Source organism: Klebsiella sp. NPDC088457, assembly GCF_044900465.1.
Taxonomy (GTDB): domain Bacteria; phylum Pseudomonadota; class Gammaproteobacteria; order Enterobacterales; family Enterobacteriaceae; genus Klebsiella.
The window spans coordinates 39599-58822 of the sequence record NZ_JBJDNH010000027.1; the positions used below are offsets into that span (position 1 = coordinate 39599).

29 protein-coding genes and 1 pseudogene are annotated in these 19224 nt (G+C 53.4%); 16 read left to right on the forward strand and 14 right to left on the reverse strand.

What is annotated here, in order from left to right; genetic code table 11:
• Positions 1–2 precede the first annotated feature (2 nt).
• The 9 genes and pseudogenes from ACI2JR_RS17575 to ACI2JR_RS17615 all read right to left on the reverse strand — a co-directional run bounded on the left by ACI2JR_RS17575 (position 3) and on the right by ACI2JR_RS17615 (position 7086).
• Positions 3–1220 (reverse strand): PBECR2 nuclease fold domain-containing protein, encoded by a 1218-nt coding sequence (locus ACI2JR_RS17575; RefSeq protein ID WP_462479099.1) that lies wholly within the window; start codon positions 1218–1220, stop codon positions 3–5.
• A complete protein-coding gene (locus ACI2JR_RS17580) occupies positions 1210–2721 on the reverse strand; it encodes a DUF935 domain-containing protein (RefSeq protein WP_462479100.1) in 1512 nt (503 codons plus the stop codon). The genes ACI2JR_RS17575 and ACI2JR_RS17580 overlap by 11 nt, the downstream gene beginning before the upstream one ends.
• Positions 2718–4400: a hypothetical protein gene (locus ACI2JR_RS17585; RefSeq protein WP_462479101.1), complete on the reverse strand. Its 1683-nt coding sequence runs from the start codon at positions 4398–4400 to the stop codon at positions 2718–2720. The genes ACI2JR_RS17580 and ACI2JR_RS17585 overlap by 4 nt, the downstream gene beginning before the upstream one ends.
• Positions 4400–4948 (reverse strand): phage protein Gp27 family protein, encoded by a 549-nt coding sequence (locus tag ACI2JR_RS17590; RefSeq protein ID WP_462479102.1) that lies wholly within the window; start codon positions 4946–4948, stop codon positions 4400–4402. Before ACI2JR_RS17590 ends, ACI2JR_RS17585 begins: the two co-directional genes overlap by 1 nt.
• A gap of 1 nt (position 4949) precedes the next feature.
• Positions 4950–5246, reverse strand: coding sequence for a VpaChn25_0724 family phage protein (locus ACI2JR_RS17595; protein ID WP_247098473.1), 297 nt, complete (start codon positions 5244–5246; stop codon positions 4950–4952).
• An 11-nt stretch (positions 5247–5257) separates the two neighbouring features.
• Complete coding sequence (locus ACI2JR_RS17600; protein ID WP_348639047.1) at positions 5258–5578, reverse strand: DUF2730 family protein; 321 nt, start codon at positions 5576–5578, stop codon at positions 5258–5260.
• A gap of 86 nt (positions 5579–5664) precedes the next feature.
• Positions 5665–6099 carry a hypothetical protein gene (locus tag ACI2JR_RS17605; protein WP_462479103.1) on the reverse strand — a complete coding sequence of 145 codons (435 nt, stop codon included), beginning with the start codon at positions 6097–6099 and terminating at the stop codon, positions 5665–5667.
• Positions 6086–6718: pseudogene (locus ACI2JR_RS17610) on the reverse strand (transglycosylase SLT domain-containing protein). Before ACI2JR_RS17610 ends, ACI2JR_RS17605 begins: the two are co-directional and overlap by 14 nt.
• A 2-nt stretch (positions 6719–6720) precedes the next feature.
• A complete protein-coding gene (locus ACI2JR_RS17615; protein WP_425715157.1) occupies positions 6721–7086 on the reverse strand; it encodes a putative holin in 366 nt (121 codons plus the stop codon).
• Between the two features lie 158 nt (positions 7087–7244).
• On the opposite strand from ACI2JR_RS17615, the gene ACI2JR_RS17620 reads away from it, so the two are divergent.
• Together ACI2JR_RS17620 and ACI2JR_RS17625 are read left to right on the forward strand one after the other, a co-directional pair.
• Positions 7245–7754 carry a hypothetical protein gene (locus ACI2JR_RS17620; RefSeq protein ID WP_462479104.1) on the forward strand — a complete coding sequence of 170 codons (510 nt, stop codon included), beginning with the start codon at positions 7245–7247 and terminating at the stop codon, positions 7752–7754.
• Positions 7755–7990: 236 nt separating this feature from the next.
• Positions 7991–8758 (forward strand): DNA adenine methylase, encoded by a 768-nt coding sequence (locus tag ACI2JR_RS17625; protein ID WP_462479105.1) that lies wholly within the window; start codon positions 7991–7993, stop codon positions 8756–8758.
• 36 nt (positions 8759–8794) lie between these two features.
• Here ACI2JR_RS17625 and ACI2JR_RS17630 read toward each other — a convergent pair whose 3' ends face one another.
• From ACI2JR_RS17630 to ACI2JR_RS17640, 3 genes are read right to left on the reverse strand one after another with little or no spacing between them, the layout of a single operon-like run.
• Positions 8795–9166 (reverse strand): hypothetical protein, encoded by a 372-nt coding sequence (locus ACI2JR_RS17630; protein WP_462479106.1) that lies wholly within the window; start codon positions 9164–9166, stop codon positions 8795–8797.
• A complete protein-coding gene (locus ACI2JR_RS17635) occupies positions 9163–9714 on the reverse strand; it encodes a hypothetical protein (protein ID WP_462479107.1) in 552 nt (183 codons plus the stop codon). The genes ACI2JR_RS17630 and ACI2JR_RS17635 overlap by 4 nt, the downstream gene beginning before the upstream one ends.
• Before the next feature lie 14 nt (positions 9715–9728).
• Positions 9729–10196, reverse strand: coding sequence for a helix-turn-helix domain-containing protein (locus tag ACI2JR_RS17640; protein WP_462479108.1), 468 nt, complete (start codon positions 10194–10196; stop codon positions 9729–9731).
• A gap of 35 nt (positions 10197–10231) precedes the next feature.
• Here ACI2JR_RS17640 and ACI2JR_RS17645 point away from each other — a divergent pair, with 35 nt between their 5' ends.
• The 14 genes from ACI2JR_RS17645 to ACI2JR_RS17710 all read left to right on the forward strand — a co-directional run bounded on the left by ACI2JR_RS17645 (position 10232) and on the right by ACI2JR_RS17710 (position 17963).
• The gene (locus tag ACI2JR_RS17645; protein WP_462479109.1) at positions 10232–10417 is read left to right on the forward strand and encodes a DNA-binding protein; all 186 of its coding nucleotides are present in this window, start codon (positions 10232–10234) and stop codon (positions 10415–10417) included.
• 74 nt (positions 10418–10491) lie between these two features.
• The gene (locus ACI2JR_RS17650) at positions 10492–10800 is read left to right on the forward strand and encodes an HTH domain-containing protein (RefSeq protein ID WP_462479110.1); all 309 of its coding nucleotides are present in this window, start codon (positions 10492–10494) and stop codon (positions 10798–10800) included.
• A gap of 11 nt (positions 10801–10811) precedes the next feature.
• The gene (locus ACI2JR_RS17655; RefSeq protein ID WP_462479111.1) at positions 10812–11717 is read left to right on the forward strand and encodes a DUF3102 domain-containing protein; all 906 of its coding nucleotides are present in this window, start codon (positions 10812–10814) and stop codon (positions 11715–11717) included.
• A 3-nt stretch (positions 11718–11720) separates the two neighbouring features.
• Positions 11721–13493, forward strand: a complete 1773-nt coding sequence (locus tag ACI2JR_RS17660) for an integrase (RefSeq protein ID WP_462479112.1) — start codon at positions 11721–11723, stop codon at positions 13491–13493.
• Positions 13494–13505: 12 nt separating this feature from the next.
• Entirely contained in the window at positions 13506–14675 is a 1170-nt protein-coding gene (locus tag ACI2JR_RS17665; protein ID WP_462479113.1) for an ExeA family protein, read from the forward strand.
• The gene (locus tag ACI2JR_RS17670) at positions 14675–14947 is read left to right on the forward strand and encodes a hypothetical protein (protein WP_040212002.1); all 273 of its coding nucleotides are present in this window, start codon (positions 14675–14677) and stop codon (positions 14945–14947) included. The genes ACI2JR_RS17665 and ACI2JR_RS17670 overlap by 1 nt, the downstream gene beginning before the upstream one ends.
• Before the next feature lie 12 nt (positions 14948–14959).
• Positions 14960–15481 carry a host-nuclease inhibitor Gam family protein gene (locus ACI2JR_RS17675; RefSeq protein WP_418611712.1) on the forward strand — a complete coding sequence of 174 codons (522 nt, stop codon included), beginning with the start codon at positions 14960–14962 and terminating at the stop codon, positions 15479–15481.
• A gap of 97 nt (positions 15482–15578) precedes the next feature.
• The gene (locus tag ACI2JR_RS17680; protein ID WP_408877066.1) at positions 15579–15761 is read left to right on the forward strand and encodes a hypothetical protein; all 183 of its coding nucleotides are present in this window, start codon (positions 15579–15581) and stop codon (positions 15759–15761) included.
• A gap of 3 nt (positions 15762–15764) precedes the next feature.
• Positions 15765–15959 (forward strand): hypothetical protein, encoded by a 195-nt coding sequence (locus ACI2JR_RS17685; RefSeq protein WP_040211998.1) that lies wholly within the window; start codon positions 15765–15767, stop codon positions 15957–15959.
• On the forward strand, positions 15949–16671 hold the full coding sequence (locus ACI2JR_RS17690; protein WP_462479114.1) for a DUF2786 domain-containing protein: 723 nt from the start codon (positions 15949–15951) through the stop codon (positions 16669–16671). Before ACI2JR_RS17685 ends, ACI2JR_RS17690 begins: the two co-directional genes overlap by 11 nt.
• Positions 16668–16934, forward strand: a complete 267-nt coding sequence (locus ACI2JR_RS17695; protein WP_462479115.1) for a hypothetical protein — start codon at positions 16668–16670, stop codon at positions 16932–16934. The genes ACI2JR_RS17690 and ACI2JR_RS17695 overlap by 4 nt, the downstream gene beginning before the upstream one ends.
• Before the next feature lie 10 nt (positions 16935–16944).
• Positions 16945–17154, forward strand: a complete 210-nt coding sequence (locus ACI2JR_RS17700) for a hypothetical protein (protein WP_462479116.1) — start codon at positions 16945–16947, stop codon at positions 17152–17154.
• Entirely contained in the window at positions 17151–17585 is a 435-nt protein-coding gene (locus ACI2JR_RS17705) for a gp16 family protein (RefSeq protein WP_462479117.1), read from the forward strand. Before ACI2JR_RS17700 ends, ACI2JR_RS17705 begins: the two co-directional genes overlap by 4 nt.
• 15 nt (positions 17586–17600) lie before the next feature.
• A complete protein-coding gene (locus tag ACI2JR_RS17710) occupies positions 17601–17963 on the forward strand; it encodes a Mor transcription activator family protein (protein WP_462479118.1) in 363 nt (120 codons plus the stop codon).
• A 234-nt stretch (positions 17964–18197) separates the two neighbouring features.
• On the opposite strand, the gene kdsB is transcribed toward ACI2JR_RS17710, so the two are convergent.
• Complete coding sequence (gene kdsB, locus ACI2JR_RS17715) at positions 18198–18944, reverse strand: 3-deoxy-manno-octulosonate cytidylyltransferase (protein WP_132727526.1); 747 nt, start codon at positions 18942–18944, stop codon at positions 18198–18200.
• Positions 18941–19123 carry a protein YcaR gene (gene ycaR / locus ACI2JR_RS17720; RefSeq protein WP_132727529.1) on the reverse strand — a complete coding sequence of 61 codons (183 nt, stop codon included), beginning with the start codon at positions 19121–19123 and terminating at the stop codon, positions 18941–18943. Before ycaR ends, kdsB begins: the two co-directional genes overlap by 4 nt.
• Between the last annotated feature and the right edge of the window lie 101 nt (positions 19124–19224).

Genomic DNA, 19224 nt, shown 5'->3' on the forward strand with positions numbered 1-19224 from the left:
CGTCAGTCCTCCCGCGACCACAGCTGGATACCCTGGCGCAGCGACTGCAGCAGCGTATCGTCAGCTGAAATGTTACCAGCCCAGCCATCGCGGCCTGTGGCGAACACCACCGACAGCGGGTCCGCTTCACCTTCCTGCTGCAGACGGGCCAAATAATAGCGTCTGACCAGCGACTGCTGCTCCTCCGGCAACCAGACAATCTGCGCCCAGATTTCGTCGGGGTTGCGGATGGTCTCTGCCAGCTGCAGTGCCTGTGCCAGCGTCAGGGGTATCTGGCCCTGACTATCTGGTGAAGCGAACATGTCGCTGCCAATGGCGATGCGCTGTCCTGTCGGGTCACGGAACGCCGCGTCCTGATCGCCGGTCGCGCCGAACAGCTGCAGGAACGCATCCACAGGATCGGTCTCGCCTTCAGGTACCGGAGCCGGGCGCGGAGCAGGCAGTGGCGCAGGTTTGGTCGGGGCTTCGGTGACCGGCGTGAACGGACCGTCTCCGACCGGACTGCCGCCACGGGGCGGAGGCACTTCGCTGAAATACCGGCTGCGGCCCGGGGTGTGTTCAAACCCCGGGTCGATCCCCTCCGGCACCAGCACCGTGCGCGGCTCACCCGGGCTACGCTGACCAATGGTACGAGGGATGAATTTTATTGGCGGCGCGGTATCCGGCCCGCTTTTCCCCAGCCGTTTCAGGTCGTCGTCGGTGCGGCCGATCACGCTGCACTCACATCCCCAGGCGTTAATCGGGAAATGGTAGATCCACCAGGGGTCGTCTGCCCGCAAAATCATGCCGTTCCACCCCAGATGTTCTTCGCGGGGGTGTTCCACTGCGTCGCTGTGGACATACTCCCAATAGGGGTGGGTGTCACGCATATCCATCAACTGCCGGAACCGCCCGGCCATATACGACGAGCGCAGATTGGTCTCGTAAATCGTGCGCGAACGCCACTCGAAACCACCGTTATAGCTCCAGCCGTAGCGGGTGACAATCGCCGCAAAATCCCGGCGGAACGACTCCAGCGTGCCACCAGTTAGCCCCTTCTCGACTGCGGTACGCAGGTCTGCCAGCAGGTCATCCCGGTTGGCACCGGCCACCATGAACTCATTGTCATGCGCGGAGCCGTAGACATCTGTCCAGGCATCTGTCTTCGTGTTGAACTTGCGACGGAAGAAGGCGATCTGCTCGCTGAACGGCAGAGAGCCATAGCTGACGTTACCGGCCATTCATTTCCTCCAGCAGATCGTTACGTCCCGCCAGGGCAGCAGCAGACATCGCTTCACCCAGAATACGGGCATAGTCATCCAGCGACATATCGGGTATCAGCGTTGTCAGGCCGTCACGCAGCTCGTCGGTGGTCTCAGCAGAATCGACCAGCGCTTTTATCTGATTAATCCACCCATCCATGACCGGGCGCAGTTCGGTATTGAGGCGACCGGCCATCAGCGTGGCGGTATCATTATGGTCCGGGTCATGCTCCGCAAATGACGACGGCGCAGCGGCCCGGGGAACGGATACCGGTTGCTCAGGCTTCGGCTCCCACTCGCCGCCGTAGGTCTCTTTGACGTAAGCCAGCGTCGGGCGATAGCCGGTGGTATCGCTGATGGTTTTGTCGCGCTCAGCCCGGTCTTTCAGGTCTTCCGCCTCTTCGAAGACGCGGGACACCACCGGCACTGCGGCATCGGGGAAGTTAAATTCGGTAAACCATTTGCCCGGACCACGGTTCCAGGACTCGCAGATAACATCCGCATCGGCCTTGACGATGGAGTCCAGCACCTTGTCCTGCAGGGACTCGTTACCGCCGATACCTTTTGCCGCGCCACCTGAGCTGGATATCTGCCCCACCGTCACGCGGCGGATAGCCTCATTCATCGCGTTGTACATAGCCTGATAGTCAGCGGCACCGGAACGGGCCGCAGACATCAGTTCGACGGTCATCCCCTCGGGCATAATGACGCCACTGTCGGTCGAAATGGCCCGGGTCAGCGCCAGCAGGTTACGTTTCTGCTCCGGCGTGGCCCCTTCGGGGTGTTTCCCGGCGACGGTCGGCATCCCGAACTTGTCCAGGAAAATCAGCCAGAACTTGATATCGTTGCGTTTGAAGAACGTCGGCCAGTACAGCCAGTGCGCCAGCCCCAGACCATAAGGCTCGTCATCATGATCTGCGCCGGTGGAAAATGACCAGAAATACGGACTCTCACAGGCTTCCCCGACGGTCATATTTTGCGGCGTCAACAGGCGCAATTCGCCTTTCGGGCTGAAACGGAAGCGGCGACGATCCCGGACCTTAATGTCGTCAATCCACAGTAAGTTGTCCCGGACACCATAAATCAGTTCTGACACCGCATAGCCATAAAACACGCCGTAGTGCATCAGGCGGGTGATACGATCGAAGCCCAGCGACTCAATTTGCTGGCGCATGGCATCGGCTGCCTCGATATCAACCGGGCGTTCGCCACCGGCCTCGACCTTAATCTCACGGGATATCAGCGCATCCTGGCGCTGACTGAATGCCGATTTGACCTCATCATCACTCAGTACCTCCCTGTATATTTTGAGGTCGGGCGCACCGCGGTGCTGCAAAACACTGTCATCTGACAAGGCCAGAGCCCCGGTCCAGGGGCGGGTGATATCCCGACCATCGCCCGTGCTCGCAAATTCCTGCCCGAGCTTGGGCCGGGGTGGCTTACGTCCCAACGCGCCTTTAATTGCCCCCAGAATGCTCATAGATATCCTCCGAAATCGTTAATACCGCGCACGGTTCCAAACCCGGTATCGGTGAGCTCTCCGGCGCTGCTGCTATCGCCAAATCCAGACAACACGCGGAAAATATCGCGCTCTCCGGTGGACTCAAACGCGATCTCTGTCGCCAGATTGAGTGATGCATAGTTCGCCAGACACCCGGCAATCGCGGTGTCGCCGTGGCGTACCAGTTCCGGGTCTTTGAGGTCTTTTTTCTCCAGACGCGCCACCATCGGCACGCCGTCGATGTTCTCCACAGTTCGCAGGTCCTGCGCCACGTTCTCATCACGCGGTAGAGTGATCATGCTGTCCTCAAACAGGCCGGTGAATTTCGGCATCCACACGCCATACCATTTCTGACTCAGGGTGATCTCCGCGATACGCGGGCGGCCGTAGCGGTCGGCGGTGTACTCGGCCAGCACCAGCCCCGGCCCGGTGGCGTCGATAGCGCCGCCGGACTGGCGCGGCAGGTGGTCGATAAACCAGTACAGGATCTGCTGCTGGAGTGCTGACGGGACGTTGTTCAGTTCCAGCAGAAACGGCACCTCACGGCGCAGGTTCTGGGTGATGGCCATCGGCAGGATGGCGGAAAAGTGTCGGTGGCGGGCAAAGTCCATGCCGAACACGTGCCGCCACTGCGGGTTGAGGGTCTCCGCCATCACCGGACGTAGCTCGCGGTCAATCCAGTCGTTACCCCACGCGGCACGCTCCACCTCGCTCAGACCGATAAAATCATCATCCAGCGCCAGGCGAATTACCGGGCGGTCCTCCGGCATCGCCCGCTCGATCCAGACGCCGGGAATACAGATACCGTTACCGTCCCGGGCGATGGCGTCCAGTTCCTCGCGCATCGCCGCTTTACGCGGGCCATAGGCGTTACGGATGCGGCTATACCAGGTTTTTTTACCCTCGACGGTTGCCGCTTCGCCTTTCATGGCGCAGACCCGCTCGTACAGACCGTTCGCCACTGCATCATCGAAGGTGATACGTAACACGGCGGCATCGTCACCGTAGCGCCCCTCTTCGATATCCTTACAGAACTGGTGGAACGGGTTATTTTTGCCATTCTCTGAACTGATCACCACAATACGCCCGCCCCAGATCAGCAGCGCGGTAGCCGCATCCAGCACGCCCTGCACATCCGCATGGAATGCGGCTTCGTCGATAATGACGACGCCCTGCAGACCACGAATGTTGGCAGGTCGGGAAGAGAGCGCGGCTACCTGGAACCCGCTGGCGAACCGCACACGGTATGCGGTAATCATCCGGGTGTTACCCTGAGCGTCCTGGTCCTCGAAGAGGAACTCCTCAATCGATGAGACATCCTGCGCCTGCTGGGCCGCGATGACGCGGGCGAACTTGGCCACGTAGCCAATGAACTCCAGCCCTTTTTCTTTGGTATCGCCGATGTAGTAGACGTTGTCGCCGCCAGCGGCCTTCTGAGCACCGGCTATCAAGGTAGAGTTCAGCCCCCAGGCAAAGGTGATGCCAGTACGACGGCCTTTCGGGATGGCGAGGATGGATACATCAAACTTGAGACACTTCACCTGGTGGGCCATAAGCACACCATCAGCAAACGGGTTGAAACTGAACGGAATGGACTTTGCACGATCCGGAAGTTCATCCCATTCAATGTTACGGACTGTCGAGGCTAATGGCTTCATCACTTGATCCCCAGGAACTTCTCACGCCAGAACTGCACCTGCTCTTCGCTAAGCCCTTGTGCGGTAGCGACCTGTTTCAAGTTTTCGTTCTGCTCTTGAAGCAGGCGTTCACGGGCGGCACGCTCAATCTCGCGGCGCTCGTCGAGACTGGCCTTACGCGACTGCAGGACGTCTTTTGCGGCCCGGGCGAGGTGGCGCACAGTATCAATATCCGGCTCGGCTTCCTGCTGGGCGGTGAAGGCGGCGTGGGTGGTGAGTGTGGTGACGGCCTGGACCATCAACGCCCCGGCGCGTTCGTCGGGGTTTTCGCCCAGCTCACTGACCAGCAGGCGGGCCATCTGGTCCTGCTCGCGCATACGCCCGACCATTTCGCCAAACGACTGCTTGTAGCGGCCCAGCGCACTGCGGCTGGGGGTATCCTCGCCCGGGAAGTGCTTGTGGATATCGGCCAGCAGCTCGTCGAGCGTCATGCGGTCTTCACGCAGGCGGCGCTCGATATGGGCGCGGACGTCAGGCTCAAGGCGATGGATTGTCGATTTACGGCCCATATCAACCTCCCGCGCCGGGACGTTTCACGCCAGGCACGACTGCACGACCGGTGGCCACATCAGCACCACGCTCGGTCAACCGGGCAACCAGTACCGTCTCGATATCCTCAACCGTCACCAGCCCTTGCTCTTCAAGCCAGCGCAGTTCTGATTTGACCACATCACGACTGGGCGCGTGGCCATAGCGGGTCAGAGCCTGATAAATGACAGAACTGTTGGAGCTGTAGCTCGGCATTTCTGACAAAAAACGCAGCATGACAAGGCGCTGGTCCTCACGCAAAAAACTGGCAAAATTCATGGGGTCCTCCGTTATTTCTTCTGCAGCAGATAAGATTCAATATTCTCGGTCCGGCGGGCCGTCGCCGACATCTGCTCCTGCATCCCCTGCAGATGCGCCTCTGTACTGCTGAGTTTGCGAATGAGCTCGGTGATTTGTGACTGAGTGGGCACGGATTTAACCTGCACCTCCAGCGTGGTCAGCCGTGTGCGTAGCTCCAGCAACTCCTTCTGGCTGGCCGACTGGCGTCCAATCAGCCACGTATAAACACCGACTACAGCCATAACTGCCCATTGCAGAAATGCCCAGTCGAATCTCAGTTCATTTATTCCCACAGTTACCCTCCTGGGCACACTTGATCACTTCGACCAGCTGTCCGGCGCAGAGGCCATACTGGTCATATAATTGCTTCTGAGCTACCGCGAGATCGTCCATGCCGTTACTGGCCGGATAAACCGGACGTGGGCACGGGACGGTCAGGCGGGCGGGTAAAACCAGAGGTAGCGGTTGTTGCGGCCTGCTCGCGAGCTCTGGTGAGTTCCTGCATGACGTCAGCATCAAACCGGCAACCAGCACGGCTGGCAGCGTTCTTTTTAAGTGCTTCACGAATGGCCTCCGTGGATTTCTCATCCGCCAGCTGGCGGGCGTCGATTTGTTGCGACAGCAACGTGCTGGCCTGATTAGCCTGCGCGGTCAGTTGCTTTGTTCCGGCGATAAACTGATTCAGGGCATCAGCGGCCTGTTGAGTCTGCCCTCTGGAGCACTCCAGCCGACCTGCAGCCAGACCATCGTTGTAGGCATCATTCCGGATGAACCAGATAACGCCTGCCAGACCGATGAAACCTCCCAGGAGGAACCATTTATTCAGAGTCATTACACTCTCCCGGCCCCCAGCCAGACGCCAGATACAGCGGTTGCCAGGTATAGATGATTTTCAGGGGATAGCCCCGGTTCTCGCGAAAGTTGGCAGCGCTACGGCCCGCATTCACCTGCTCGACGTGATTCCAGTAACGGCTGGCATCCAACCCGCGACTGCTAGCTAGCCTCCGGTCTTTCTGAACCCAGCCAAGCCCGCCGTTATACGCCGATAACACGAATGCCATGCGTTCACAGTCGCTGGCGGTACCGGTGATCCGCTGCCAGTGCCACCAGTTGTACTGCACCAGCGCTCGCATGGACCACGACGGGTTGTAAGGCTGATTGGATTTCAGTTGCTCAGGGTAAATACCGGCAATCTAGCTGGCTGTGGCGGGCATAAACTGCGCCAGCCCCTGTGCTCCGACCGGTGAACGGGCCCGGGTGTTCCACTGTGATTCCTGGTGGATTTGGGCGGCGAAGGTGGAAACCGGGGCATTGAGCCCCCAGACGACGCGGGCATTGCGGGTCAGCTCGCGCTGGTATTGTCGGGCCTCAACCGGAATGCTGGCCGCGAGAACCGGATGACAACCGCTCAACAGACAAAGGAGAATGACGGAAAGAGCGAGCCGGGTCATGGTCAGAGCCCCATCGTCACGCCGAGGCAGATGGCCGCGACAATCAGCGCCCGTCGCAGCAGGACGGCAGCAAAAATCAGCTCGTAGCCTGTTGCCACTGGGTATTCAGGTTCGTTACGGCTCACCGGCACCGGTTTTCCGAGGTTCTCTTTCCAGTCGTCAATCAGGTAGCTCCCCGGGCTGGCATAGGGGAACAGCGCCCGGTCGAGGTGATAGCCGAGAATGGCGGCGATGGAAACCAGAGACAGCTTGTACAGCGTGACGCCGAGCTGTTCCGGAGAAATGAAGGCGATAGCGGCCAGCAGCGCAACGGCGAGGATGATCCAATTGCGCAGCCGCTGGTGACGAACTTTATGAAGTAGTGACATGCGGTTCTCCTGAAGAAGGCCAAAAGGCTGAATAAATCAGGAGTTAGTGTGCGGTATATCGGGGTGAGGAGTAATTTGCCCCCGGGCAGATTATGAGCAGGAGTGAGGCCTCCAGAATGAAGAGACGTTAGTTTGAATCACTACTAAGGAGTGTCATCATGAATAATGAACAATCTACTGATAAATTAATATCCCCCGATATCGTAATTACTTCCGGTACTAAATCCATCGTATCTACTGGGTGTCACCTGGGCACCGTGGTTACAGATATGACATCGCCAGTACCCATCCCCGTTACCAGCGAGGACAACCTTCTTCCCGGCATCGAAGCAAGGCTGGCAGAGGAAATGAGCGACCTCGCCAGTGCCCTCCGGAAGTTCGGACTCGGGACGCAGAGCATAAGCGAAGAACTCCCCGTCAGTTCCGAGTTTGGTAAGTTGATAACGAGCTTTTTCAGCGCCAGCAGCTTCCAGCTCGCGGATACGTTGCTCCAGGGTAAGGATCGACCGTTGCTGCTCGATGACGGTGCTATGCAGTTGCATGAACTGGGACTGAGCCTCAATGATTTTATTCGTGAGATCACTCTTGAGGGTCGCCAGTTTCTGGCTGTCGCGCTCGTCAATAAGCGCCTTACCAATGGTCCCGATGGAGGTAAGGCTGGAGATTAAGGCGTTTACGTCCATTCACTGACTCCCATTTTTTGCCCGTGGACAAACGACACGGGCAGTCATTCAGAAACACAATTCCCAGGCTCCCGAAAGAAAGAGCGGCCTGCGGGATGCGCTAACATCCCGCAGGCCATCAACACACAGTCCTTGCCTGTGAGTCGACCGGAGGCTCAGTCCGTCTCGCGAGACAGATTCAGCCTACTGCATTTTCATTCAATGAAAAAGGCTTACAGCATATGAAATCGACACCGATCATACCCTGGATAGGCGGCAAACGTCGTCTGGCACGTCATATCCTGCCACTGTTCCCAAGACATACTTGCTATGTAGAACCCTTCTGCGGAGCCGCTGCACTCTATTTCATGAAGGAACCCAGCAAGGCAGAGGTTATCAACGATATAAATGGGGAATTAATCAACCTCTATCGGGTAATTCAGCACCATTTAGATGAATTTATCAGGCAGTTCCGTTGGGCTCTGGTCAGCCGAGAGTTGTACCGCTGGTTGCAAATGACCCCTACTGAAACTCTGACGGATATACAGAGGGCCGCCCGGTTCTACTATCTACAGAAACAGTCATTTGGTGGAAAACTCGAAGGTCAGACCCTTGGAACGGCGACAACGAGCCCTCCTAGACTTAATTTGTTGCGTATAGAGGAGGAACTATCACTAGCACACCTTCGCCTGGCCAGAACGATGATTGAACATCTGAGCTGGGAAGATTGCATTTTGAAATATGATCGCCCGCATACGCTGTTTTACTGCGATCCTCCGTACTGGGGGACTGAAGGCTATGGGGTAGACTTTGACTTCAGTAACTACATCCGGTTAGCTGAATTGGCACACTCAGTAGAAGGGAATATGATTATTTCAGTGAATGATATCCCTGAAATGAGAGAAATTTTTTCGAAATTAGAGATAAAAAAAGTCCAACTAACCTATAGCCTGCAAGGTTCTGGCAGACAATCTGAACTTCGAAGCGAACTTATCATCACTCGAATGTAAGCCAGACCGGTGCATTGCACCGGTCTTTTTAAGAACTTACGAATTCTTTACTGTGCAGTATGTCTGCCAATAACTTGAAGATGAATCATCAGTGATCGTATTAGGTGTCGCTACTTCTTTATGAATCAACTCGGGTGATGGTGAGTCCAGAAAACTAACGACGAACTTGCTATTCCCTGTGTATGCACCGAAACCATTCCTTGCATTCACAAGACCACAAACGTGGACCATATCAGGATGACTCCCCGATTGTTTGATACGACTGACCGTAACATTTTTGTATTTTGCAGTGTCTGGATCTTTCAGATAGGAATTAATAATTGACTCAGCGTAGGATCTCGCCTCCTGATTTTTGTCACCACAACCACCGGCAGTCAGCACCATAATCAGCAAAATAAAGACCCTCATCCTTGTCTCCGTCTCAGTATTGAAGTAAGCAATTGAATGGTTTCTGAGCTTTCAGCAATAATTCGATCCTCGATTTTTCTGTTCCTATCCATCCAAAAACCAAGTAACGCAAGAATCGCAGAAAAGACTGCTAGGAAGATAGGGTTGCCAGTCAGCATCTCAAAAAACGGTACGATAAATTCAGACGATTGACTGTGCATCAATCCCAGCAAAAAAGTTAGTGCGTAAAGGATTAGAACGAGAACAACAAATACAAAGCTTATCGTTGGAAGACTTAACCATTTTCGCCTTCTAGCTGCACTGATGTGATGTTTGTTCTCTCTGATAGCCGAGAGCAACCAAGAGTTGGATTGTTCCTGAATGGGGATTTCCCTACGAGCGTCATTTTTGGACGGTGGGTTAATTATAACCTGGGACCCTAGAACAATTGTTCCATCACCTGATTGCGTCACGGTTATTGTTTTTGGTTTTCCATCATCAGGTAACCCACTCAGTTTTTCAGCTATTTGGCTGCTTAATTCATACAATTCACGATCACGACTATCCATACATACCCCCAGGCTTAGTTATTTACTACCAGCTTCAATAACCTTTCAATCTTGTCGGAATCCACTGCATCTTCCTTTATCAGAAAGTTATAAACCTTAATGGCCGTAGTTATTAAGTCCTGCGTCGGCCATTGACGGCTACTGCGTGAAGCAACCCGTTCTAATGTAGTAACAATTTTCAAGAATAGAGCATCATCAAGTGGTTCTCTTTCGTGAACCACCTGGCTTCTTACGCCAGTCACAACATATTGAATATCAACACTATGCTCGAAAATTGCGGCTAAATAGTCTGCACTTGGTGTGCGGTTCCCGTTTTCATAGTTGATTTGCGTCGTCTTTCCAACGCCTGCAAGGGCTCCGAACTCAGTTTGGTTAAGTCCAATACGATTCCGTTCTTCTCTCAAACGCTCATTTAGGGTACTCAAAACACCACCTTTTATATCCTTGACTGGTTTACGATTGTGAACCATAATCTTACGCATAAGTTACGCATTTCTTCGACGATAAGGAGCTACAAATGAAGACCCCTGATCAAGTCAAACAACAATTTCGCCAGAATGGCTGGACCTTCAACCAGTGGGCTATCGATAACGGTTATTCGCCCACGGATGTTTACCGTGTTCTCAATGGGTTAACGAAAGCCAAATATGGAAAAGGTCATGAGATCGCTGTGAAATTAGGTTTAAAAGCCGCAGCTGCATAACACTATTTGATTTTATAGCACCTAAACCAGAAGTGTAAAAGTGTTACCTATATTAAAAAGAGGAGTCCACGTTTATGGCCCATAAATCTGGTGTATCTACTTCAGCGAGGCGTACCTTGCTAGTTCTTATTGCCCTTAAAGGGCATACGATGACTGGCCTTTCTAACGGCGAACTGGCCAAAGCACTGAATGTCTCTCCCGCAAATATCAGTCGTGACCTTGCAACGCTTGTTGAGTCAGGTCTGGTGATCCAGCTCGACAATGGCCGCTATGCGCACAGCGTTCAAATGCTGCAGATCGCCACTGCCCATGCAGAGCACATGTCCCGCATGAAGGCACGTATGGATGAAACCAACCAACGTATTCTCGCCGGTTCCCGATAAGGAGATAACAAATGCCAAGAACCAAGAGCCCAGCCGCCGTCTTAGTTGAAGACATGCAATTTGCTGAAGACCTTTCTGCCAACCAAAACGAAATGGCCCTTCGTCAACAACAGGTCATGGCGCAGTTTGGTGATGGTTTACCCTATGAACGGGATCGGATCGTTCATGAAGCCCGCTTCTATATGGCACAGAGTGCGGAGGCCATGCTGGAAGCTGGTAAACGCCTGGTGATACTCAAAGAGAATGAACCTCATGGTGATTTTTCCCTCATCGTTACCGAGCAACTCGGTCTGGCAGAGAGAACTGCACGTTTAGTGATGCAGGCAGCCGTTAAATATTGCTCACCACAGTTAGAACCAAAACGGCAAGCGCTTGCCGTTTTGGGTAAGACAAAGCTTTTTGAGCTGATGACGGAAGACGATGAAGAACTGGCGGCATTAGCGGAAGGTGGCACCGTTGCTGGCATGACCCTCGACGAAATTGATCGCATGACCAGCCGCGAACTAAAAGCGGCATTGCGTGATGCCCGTGAGGATGCTGACGCCCAACGTCGTCTCCTTTCTGATAAGAACGACAAAATAGACGATCTGAATAAAAAGCTACAGAAGCAATCCCGGATAGCACCACCAGCACCTGACGTGGAGGCCGAAAAGCTGCGTAAGGAAGTGACGGCGATCGCTTTCGAAGCCGAAGCCATCATTACCGGCAAACTGCGGGAAGGTTTTAGCGTTCTGACCACCTATATCACTGATAACGATGCTGGCGAATATCCTGATGCGTTTATGGCCGGGTTACTCAATCAGTTACAGCAGTCCCTGGATAAGGTCCGAGAAAACTTCAACCTCGAAGAGTTTCGCCCTGGTAGCCGCCCGGACTGGATTGATGCGTCACTTGACCTCGGACAGCAGGGAGAATAACCCATGAGCGCAGCTCTGACCGAACGACTGGTTGCGATAGCGCAGGCTGCCCGCAGCGCCGGGCACGGTGAGCGCGGTGCAATCTATGCTGCGGCATGTGCGGAGCTGGGGATATCCCGCGCCACATTGCTACGCAAAATAAAAGAGGTTGCTATGACAGAAACCCGTAAACGTCGTATCGATGCTGGTACCAGCGCTCTGACACGCGAAGATGCCATGATGATTTCGGCGTTATTGACTGAGTCAACCCGTAAAAACGGAAAACGGTTGTATTCCGTGGCAGATGCTGTGAACGAGCTGCGGGCTAACAATATGATAACTGCCGAGTTTATAGACAAAGCTACCGGGGAAGCCCGTCAGCTGTCTGAAAGCGCCATTATTCGCGCCATGCGCTGCTATGGTGTTCATCCCGATCAACTGATGGCCCCTGCGCCTGTTACCCGCCTGGCCAGTCTGCACCCGAATCACGTCTGGTTGGTGGATGCCTCTCTCTGCACGTTGTATTACCTCCAGAATGGCCGTAAAACTTCCGGCCTGCAGGTAATGGACAGCGCACAGTTCTACAAAAATAAGCCGAAAAACCTGGCTCGTATCGCCAGCGACAGGGTGTGGAGCTATGAAATTACCGACCACACCAGCGGCTGGATCTACGTGGAGTATGTCATGGGGGCAGAATCAGGTGAAAACCTCTGTTCGGTGCTGATTAATGCCATGCAGGAACGAGGTGGTGCTGATGTATTGCATGGTGTTCCTGGCATTCTGTTTATGGACCCGGGCTCTGCTAACACCGCCGCGATGACTAAAAATCTGTGCCGTTCCCTCGGAATTGACGTGATCGCTCATGCTGCAGGCAATGCCAGGGCAACAGGTCAGGTGGAAAAGGCCCGCGACATCATCGAACGCAAGTTCGAACCTGGCCTTAAATTCGTGAACGTATCAAGCCTGGATGAGCTGAACATGCTCGCCAAAAAATGGCGGTGCCATTTCAATGCCACGGCTATCCACAGCCGTCACGGTGCAACACGTAACGACATCTGGTTGCGGATAACGGCTGAACAGCTGATTAAAGCGCCCACGGTAGAGGTATGCCGTGAACTCGCCGTGGCGTCCCCTGAACGCCGTAAAGTACAGCCAACGCTGGAGATATCATTCCAGGGGCGGAAATACGACGTTTCCTCCGTACCGGGCGTAATGATTGGCGAATACGTCATGGTGACACGCAATCCCTGGCGTACTGATGCTGCACAGATTGTCCTGCAGGGTGAGGACGGACACGACGTTTTCCACCTGGTGGATGAAGTCCCCGAGAACGAGTTTGGGTTTTCCGTTAATGCGGCTGTTATCGGGAAGGAGCACAAACGCCCGGCAGATACGGTTGCCCAGCACACCAGTCAGGAGATTGAGCAACTGGTAACGGGCACGAGTTCAGCAGGAGAGGCATCTGCGGCCCGTGCAGCTAAAGAACTTCCGTTCGGTGGGCGCTTTGACCCTTACCGTCGTGTCGATGAAGCAGAACTCCCGGCGTATTTACCGCGTCGGGGTCAGGAAAGCGAAGTTCGCGGCCCGCGTATCGAACAACGCCCGTTATCCCATGTTGAGGCAGCTAAATTGCTGCGAGAACGCCTGACGGTTGCTGGTCATAACTGGCTCCCGGAACATTACGCCCAACTGGTCAGTCGCTATCCGGAAGGCGTTCCGGCAGAAAATATTGACGCTATTGCGGAGGAACTGGACGGGAACAAAGCGCCACTACTCAGCATCGTTAACGGCCATTAACGGGAGGCACACATGCTGGTACTGAAAGTCCTGATGAAGCAGCACGGTATCGAACAGACGGAGGTTGCTATGGCGGCATCGGTTTCCCAGCCTGCCGTTTCACAGCTGATTAACCACGGCATCTGGCCGAAACGTCGCCCTGAAGAAGTGCGGCAAAAAATAATGAATTTTCTGGCATCACGCGGGCTCGGGCAGGATTTGTCCCGGGCGTTTGATGAGGTACTGGCGGCGGAATCCGCCAGTACCTCCGTCCCGCAACAGGCAAAAAACGAAGAGGACGAGAATATGTTACTGGCAAAACAGGTATTAAATCCAGCTACTAAAAAGCAATTCGGTATTTTCCGCGACCCGTTTGCGGATGACGCGATGCAGAGTTCCGATGATGTGTTTACCACGCCGGATATCCGCTACGTCCGCGAGGCGTTGTATCAGACAGCCCGGCACGGTGGTTTTATGGCGGTTATCGGGGAATCCGGCGCGGGGAAAAGCACGCTGCGCCGCGATCTGATCGAACGTATCCATCGCGAAAATACGCCGGTCATCGTCATTGAGCCCTACATCATCGCGATGGAGGACAATGACAATAAAGGCAAGACCCTGAAAGCGGCCAGCATCGCTGAGGCGATCATCAGTACTATCGCACCGCTGGAAAGTGTCAAACGCAGTCAGGAGGCCCGTTTCCGCCAGTTACACCGTGTCCTGAAGGACTCCAGCAACGCCGGTTACAGCCATGTTCTGGTGATTGAAGAGGCGCATTCACTGCCGTTGCCTACCCTGAAACACCTGAAGCGCTTCTTTGAGCTGGAACATGGCTTTAAAAAACTGCTGTCCATCGTACTGATTGGCCAGCCTGAACTCGCGATGAAGCTGTCAGAACGTAACCAGGAAGTGCGCGAGGTTGTACAGCGTTGCGAGGTCGTCGAGTTGCTGCCGCTGGATACAGAGCTGGAGCGGTTCCTGGAATTTAAATTTAAACGGGCCGGTAAATCCGTCTCGGATGTTCTTGATAACAGTGCCGTCGACGCGATTCGCGCACGCCTCAGCAACAATATTGGCGGTCGCCGGGGGGTTGTCAGCCTGTTATATCCGCTGGCCATCAGCAATCTGATTATTGCCGCAATGAATATGGCCGCGCAGCTCGGCGTTCCGGTTGTCAATGCCGACGTTATTAAGGGGGTTTAATGAAAACAGTCCCGAATATTAATCAACAGCTGGCTAATGTGATGACGGCCATTGCCGCACTCAACGCCATGAATACGCCTGTTGCCAGCATCATGATTTATTCAGGAAAACCGGTTATTCGCGTCTCCCGTGACAGTCCGTGCGTCAGTCAATTCAGGGAGCAGGAGTCCGGTTATATGATGACCGGCATTGACCATCAGGGGCGATTTCGGCAGGGAGAAATTGAGTTGTACGGCTGCAGGGTTATCTGGTCCGAATCTTTACTTCACTGAAGGAGAATAAAAATGGCAAAAGCAAAAAAGCGACTTAAAGCAACTGCTGCATTATATGTCGCTCAGACGAAAGAAGAGGTTATTACAGGGATTAAGCTACTTGGCGATATTCAGCGGGAACTTATCCGTGTTGAAACAGAAATGAATGATTCAATCGCGGAGATTACCGCCAGTCATTCCCCGGCTATCGAGGGACTGAAAGCCAAAATGGAGGAGTTACAGAACGGGATTCAGACGTGGTGCGAAGCACATCGTGACGAACTGACCAATAACGGCAAGGTTAAATTTGCCAATCTCACTACCGGAGAGGTGCAATGGCGTAACCGCCCGCCGTCAGTCAGTATTCGCGGGGCTGATGCGGTTATTGATTTCCTGAAACGACTGGGCCTTAAACGTTTCATTCGTACTAAAGAAGAGTTAAATAAAGAGGCGATGCTGAATGAAAAAGATGCCGTGAAAAATATCCCCGGCATTACCATAAAAACGGATGTTGAAGATTTCTCCATTATTCCGTTTGAGCAGGAAGTACAATAACAGCAGCCAACACCCTTTATTAATTTACTTCCGAATTTATACCGGCGTCAGCGCTGCGGGTCTCTGCACGCCGGTTCCAGTTAAAAGGTACATATAAATGTTAGCTTTATCCGGATTTGTTTTGCTGGTTTCAACCTGTGGTACCGATGCCTGTGATGCATTACCTGTTTCTGATGATATTTACCTGAATAAGCAATCGTGCGAGCTGGTTATGGAACTGGTTCAGGAAAGAGCCCCTGAATCAGTATTAATTTGCGGCGAAGTTTGGCGTGAGGAATGATAAATGTCTCTGACCTGTAAACGTTGTGATAATCCGGTCGATGATCTGGATTTTGAACAGGCGACCATTATGGAAAGTTTTGATGGTACATGGTGTGTCGATCTGATTCTGAAATGCCCTCACTGTGGGCTGTCCTATAACGCATTTGTCCCCACCTCTGAATTACAACCTCTGCAAGGTGATAATCATGACGAATGAAAGTGAAAAATATCTGGCCAAAATTAAAAAACTCCTGAATCTGGCCCGTCGCAGCTCCAATCCTCATGAAGCAGCAGCGGCGCTGAATCAGGCGCAGGCACTGATGCGCAAACACAAGCTGAGCCAGAATGATATCGACCTGATGGATATCACCAGCAAGGCCAGTAAAGGTGCACCATCCCATGCACAAAGCATCCCTCGTTATATGACGTTTCTGGGCCAGTTAATTTGTCGTGCGATGGGCGTTAACTGCTATTACTCGTTCAGCCGCAATTATACGAACGGCCAGAAGCAAAATACCGTCATTTTTTATGGTCCTGACGAGCGTCCGGAAATTGCTGCTTATGCCTTCGACGTTCTTTCCCGGCAGATGGTCAAAGCCCGACGCACCTTTATTGGTTCTCTGCGTAAGAATATTAAGCCTGCCACCAAAACGGCCCGCGCTGACCAGTTCTGCGAAGGGTGGGCCGAGGGTGCATATCAGGCTATTGAGCCATTTGTGGTGACGGATACCGAAAAAACACTGATGGCGAATTTTCTGGCAAAGATGAAGAAAGAGCAGGATTTATCTAACTTGACCCCGCGTGAAGCTAAAAAATGTCGTGGTGATCAAGATGCAGCGGAAGCGGGATTTAATGAAGGTTTAAAAGCTCGTTTAAACCACGGCGTTTCCGGCAAGGATTCATCCCTTTCTCTGGAGTACAAATCATGAAATTAACCGTCGGTAATGTCCTCTTATTGATCGCACTGGGAGGTATTCTCCTCTGGTGTGCAGTAGGTTTTATTGGCTATTACACCATCATTGCTGTTTTGGAGCATTTCATAAACCGTAAGAGGATTACATATATGAATAAAAGGCTCATGGCTGAAGCCTCACGGTTTCAGTCATCACAGGAGCGTAAAAGGTTCTGGTTGTTAACCCTGGGAACTTTAGCCGCTGCCTTAACAGGTTTCTTCATTTTTAATTTTCTTTGATGGATATGTTATGATTATTGGCGCACTGATTTTAACTATTATTGGCCTTTTACTCGCTATAATGGCTGGGTATTTATCAGCAAATAATCTAAGCCCTGTACCGGCCATGCTGGGTATCATCGGCTCTGTTTTCATTATTGCGGCGCTTGCCCTGGCGCATGGTCCGGGCAATATCAATACCCCGGATTCGCCCCTTGTTACTCAGGAGGCAGGTAAATGACCCGTTCCCAGCTGATTAAGATCATTCATGTGGCAAAGCGTGAACTGCGCATGGATGAAGATACTTACCGCCAGTTACTGAATACCTACGCTGGTATTGAATCCACCCGTGAAATGGACATCAAACAGCTGAACCAGATCCTCGACGCGATGAAAAGCATCGGATTTAAAGTCAGGACTCAGAAAAAAGAGAAGCTGACGGCCACCGACGATCAGTCAAAGAAGATTCGGTCGCTGTGGCTGGAAATGGCTGACGAAGGTTTTATTCGCGACCGCACCGAACGGGCAATCAACGTATATGTGCATCGCATAACAGGCGTCAGCCGCCTTGACTGGCTCAATTCATGGGCAGCAAGCCGGGTTATTGAGACACTGAAGCAGTGGCAGAGTCGCGAACGTAAGGCGCAGGAAGCCCTGCAGTGCGCAAAGTGATTTCTGGAGGTCACCATGACAACACCAATGGAGCATAAGCGGCATAAACTGCTGTCTGAAGTTGCTGACCACGTTACAGAGACCGGCGTTGATTACGGTTTATCATCCGAACAGGCTGAACAATTGGGGCTGGCTGTGGCAGATTTTCTGGCGAGTCACTTTGGTGGGCAAAACTTCACATTTCCCCGTGACTACGCTTATAAGCTGTCGATTCGCGATATGCAGATTTATGATGAGTTCCGGGGTAACAACTGGGCAGAACTAAGCTCGAAGTACAATATTACTGAGCGTGGGTTAAGAAAATTGATCCAGCGAGCCCATAAGCAGGTGATTGCCCATCGACAACCACAGCTGTTTTCTTTCGGCGATAACGAGTAATATTATGGGCAGGAGAAGAAATTTTTCTGCCCGTTTCTTCTTTCACAATATGCAAATGTTTTACAGTAACTATCCCAATAAATCCCCGGGTCAACCACAGAATCCCATAATTATCTCGCCTAACCCTGTTCATTTATCTCACTTCTAATCACATCGGGTAAGATCAAAAATTAGCGGAAAAAATATGGAAAAAAAACGTGGAAATATCCCCTCACGACGGAGGGGACAGAGGGATTAACGCAGCTCTGCGCGAACGCGCTCCAGATCTTCCGGTGTATCAACGCCGGTGCCCGGGACAACTTCGGCCACCGCGACATGGATTTTTTCGCCGTACCACAGCACGCGCAGCTGCTCCAGCATTTCGATCTGCTCCAGCGGGCTGGGAGCCCAGCTGACATAGCGACGGATAAAGCCGGCGCGGTAAGCGTAAATACCGATATGGCGTAGCAGCGAATCGCCGATGGCCTCACGGGATTTGGCAAAGCGATCGCGATCCCACGGAATGGTGGCGCGGGAGAAGTACAGGGCGTAGCCTTGTTCATCCATAACCACTTTCACCGCATTCGGGTTAAACGCCTCTTCGGCATCGTGAATGGGCACGGCCAGCGTCGCCATCCCGCTGCTGCTGGCCGCCAGATTGTCAGCCACCTGACGGACAATCGCCGGCGGGATCATCGGCTCGTCGCCCTGAATATTGACGATGATGGTGTCATCGCTGAAGGCGCATTTTTCCACGACTTCAGCCAGACGTTCGGTACCGGACTGATGATCCGCACGCGTCATGCACACTTCCCCCCCGGCCGCTTCGACGGCGCGGGCAACGTCTTCATGGTCCGTCGCCACGATAATACGCTCGGCGCCGGACTCGCGCGCGCGCTCCAGCACATGAACGATCATCGGCTTACCGTTGATATCCTGTAAAGGTTTTCCCGGCAGGCGCGTGGAGGCAAAGCGCGCAGGGATGATGACCACGAAACTCATGAATGGCTTTCTCCCACGGCTAGCGCGCGGGCTTCGGTTTCCAGCAACACGGGGATGCCGTCACGAAAAGGAAAGGCCAGGCTGTCAATTTTGCAGATCAGCTCTTGCTTATCCTGGCTGTAGTAGAGTTTACCGTTGCAGACAGGACAGGCGATGATTTCAAGTAAACGGTGATCCATGATTCCTCCTGATGGACCGAATAGATTCCGCAGCAGCATAGCACATGATGGCAAACTCAGGGATCCGTTTGCGGTCGCGCTGAGCGGGACGTGGCCTGCGG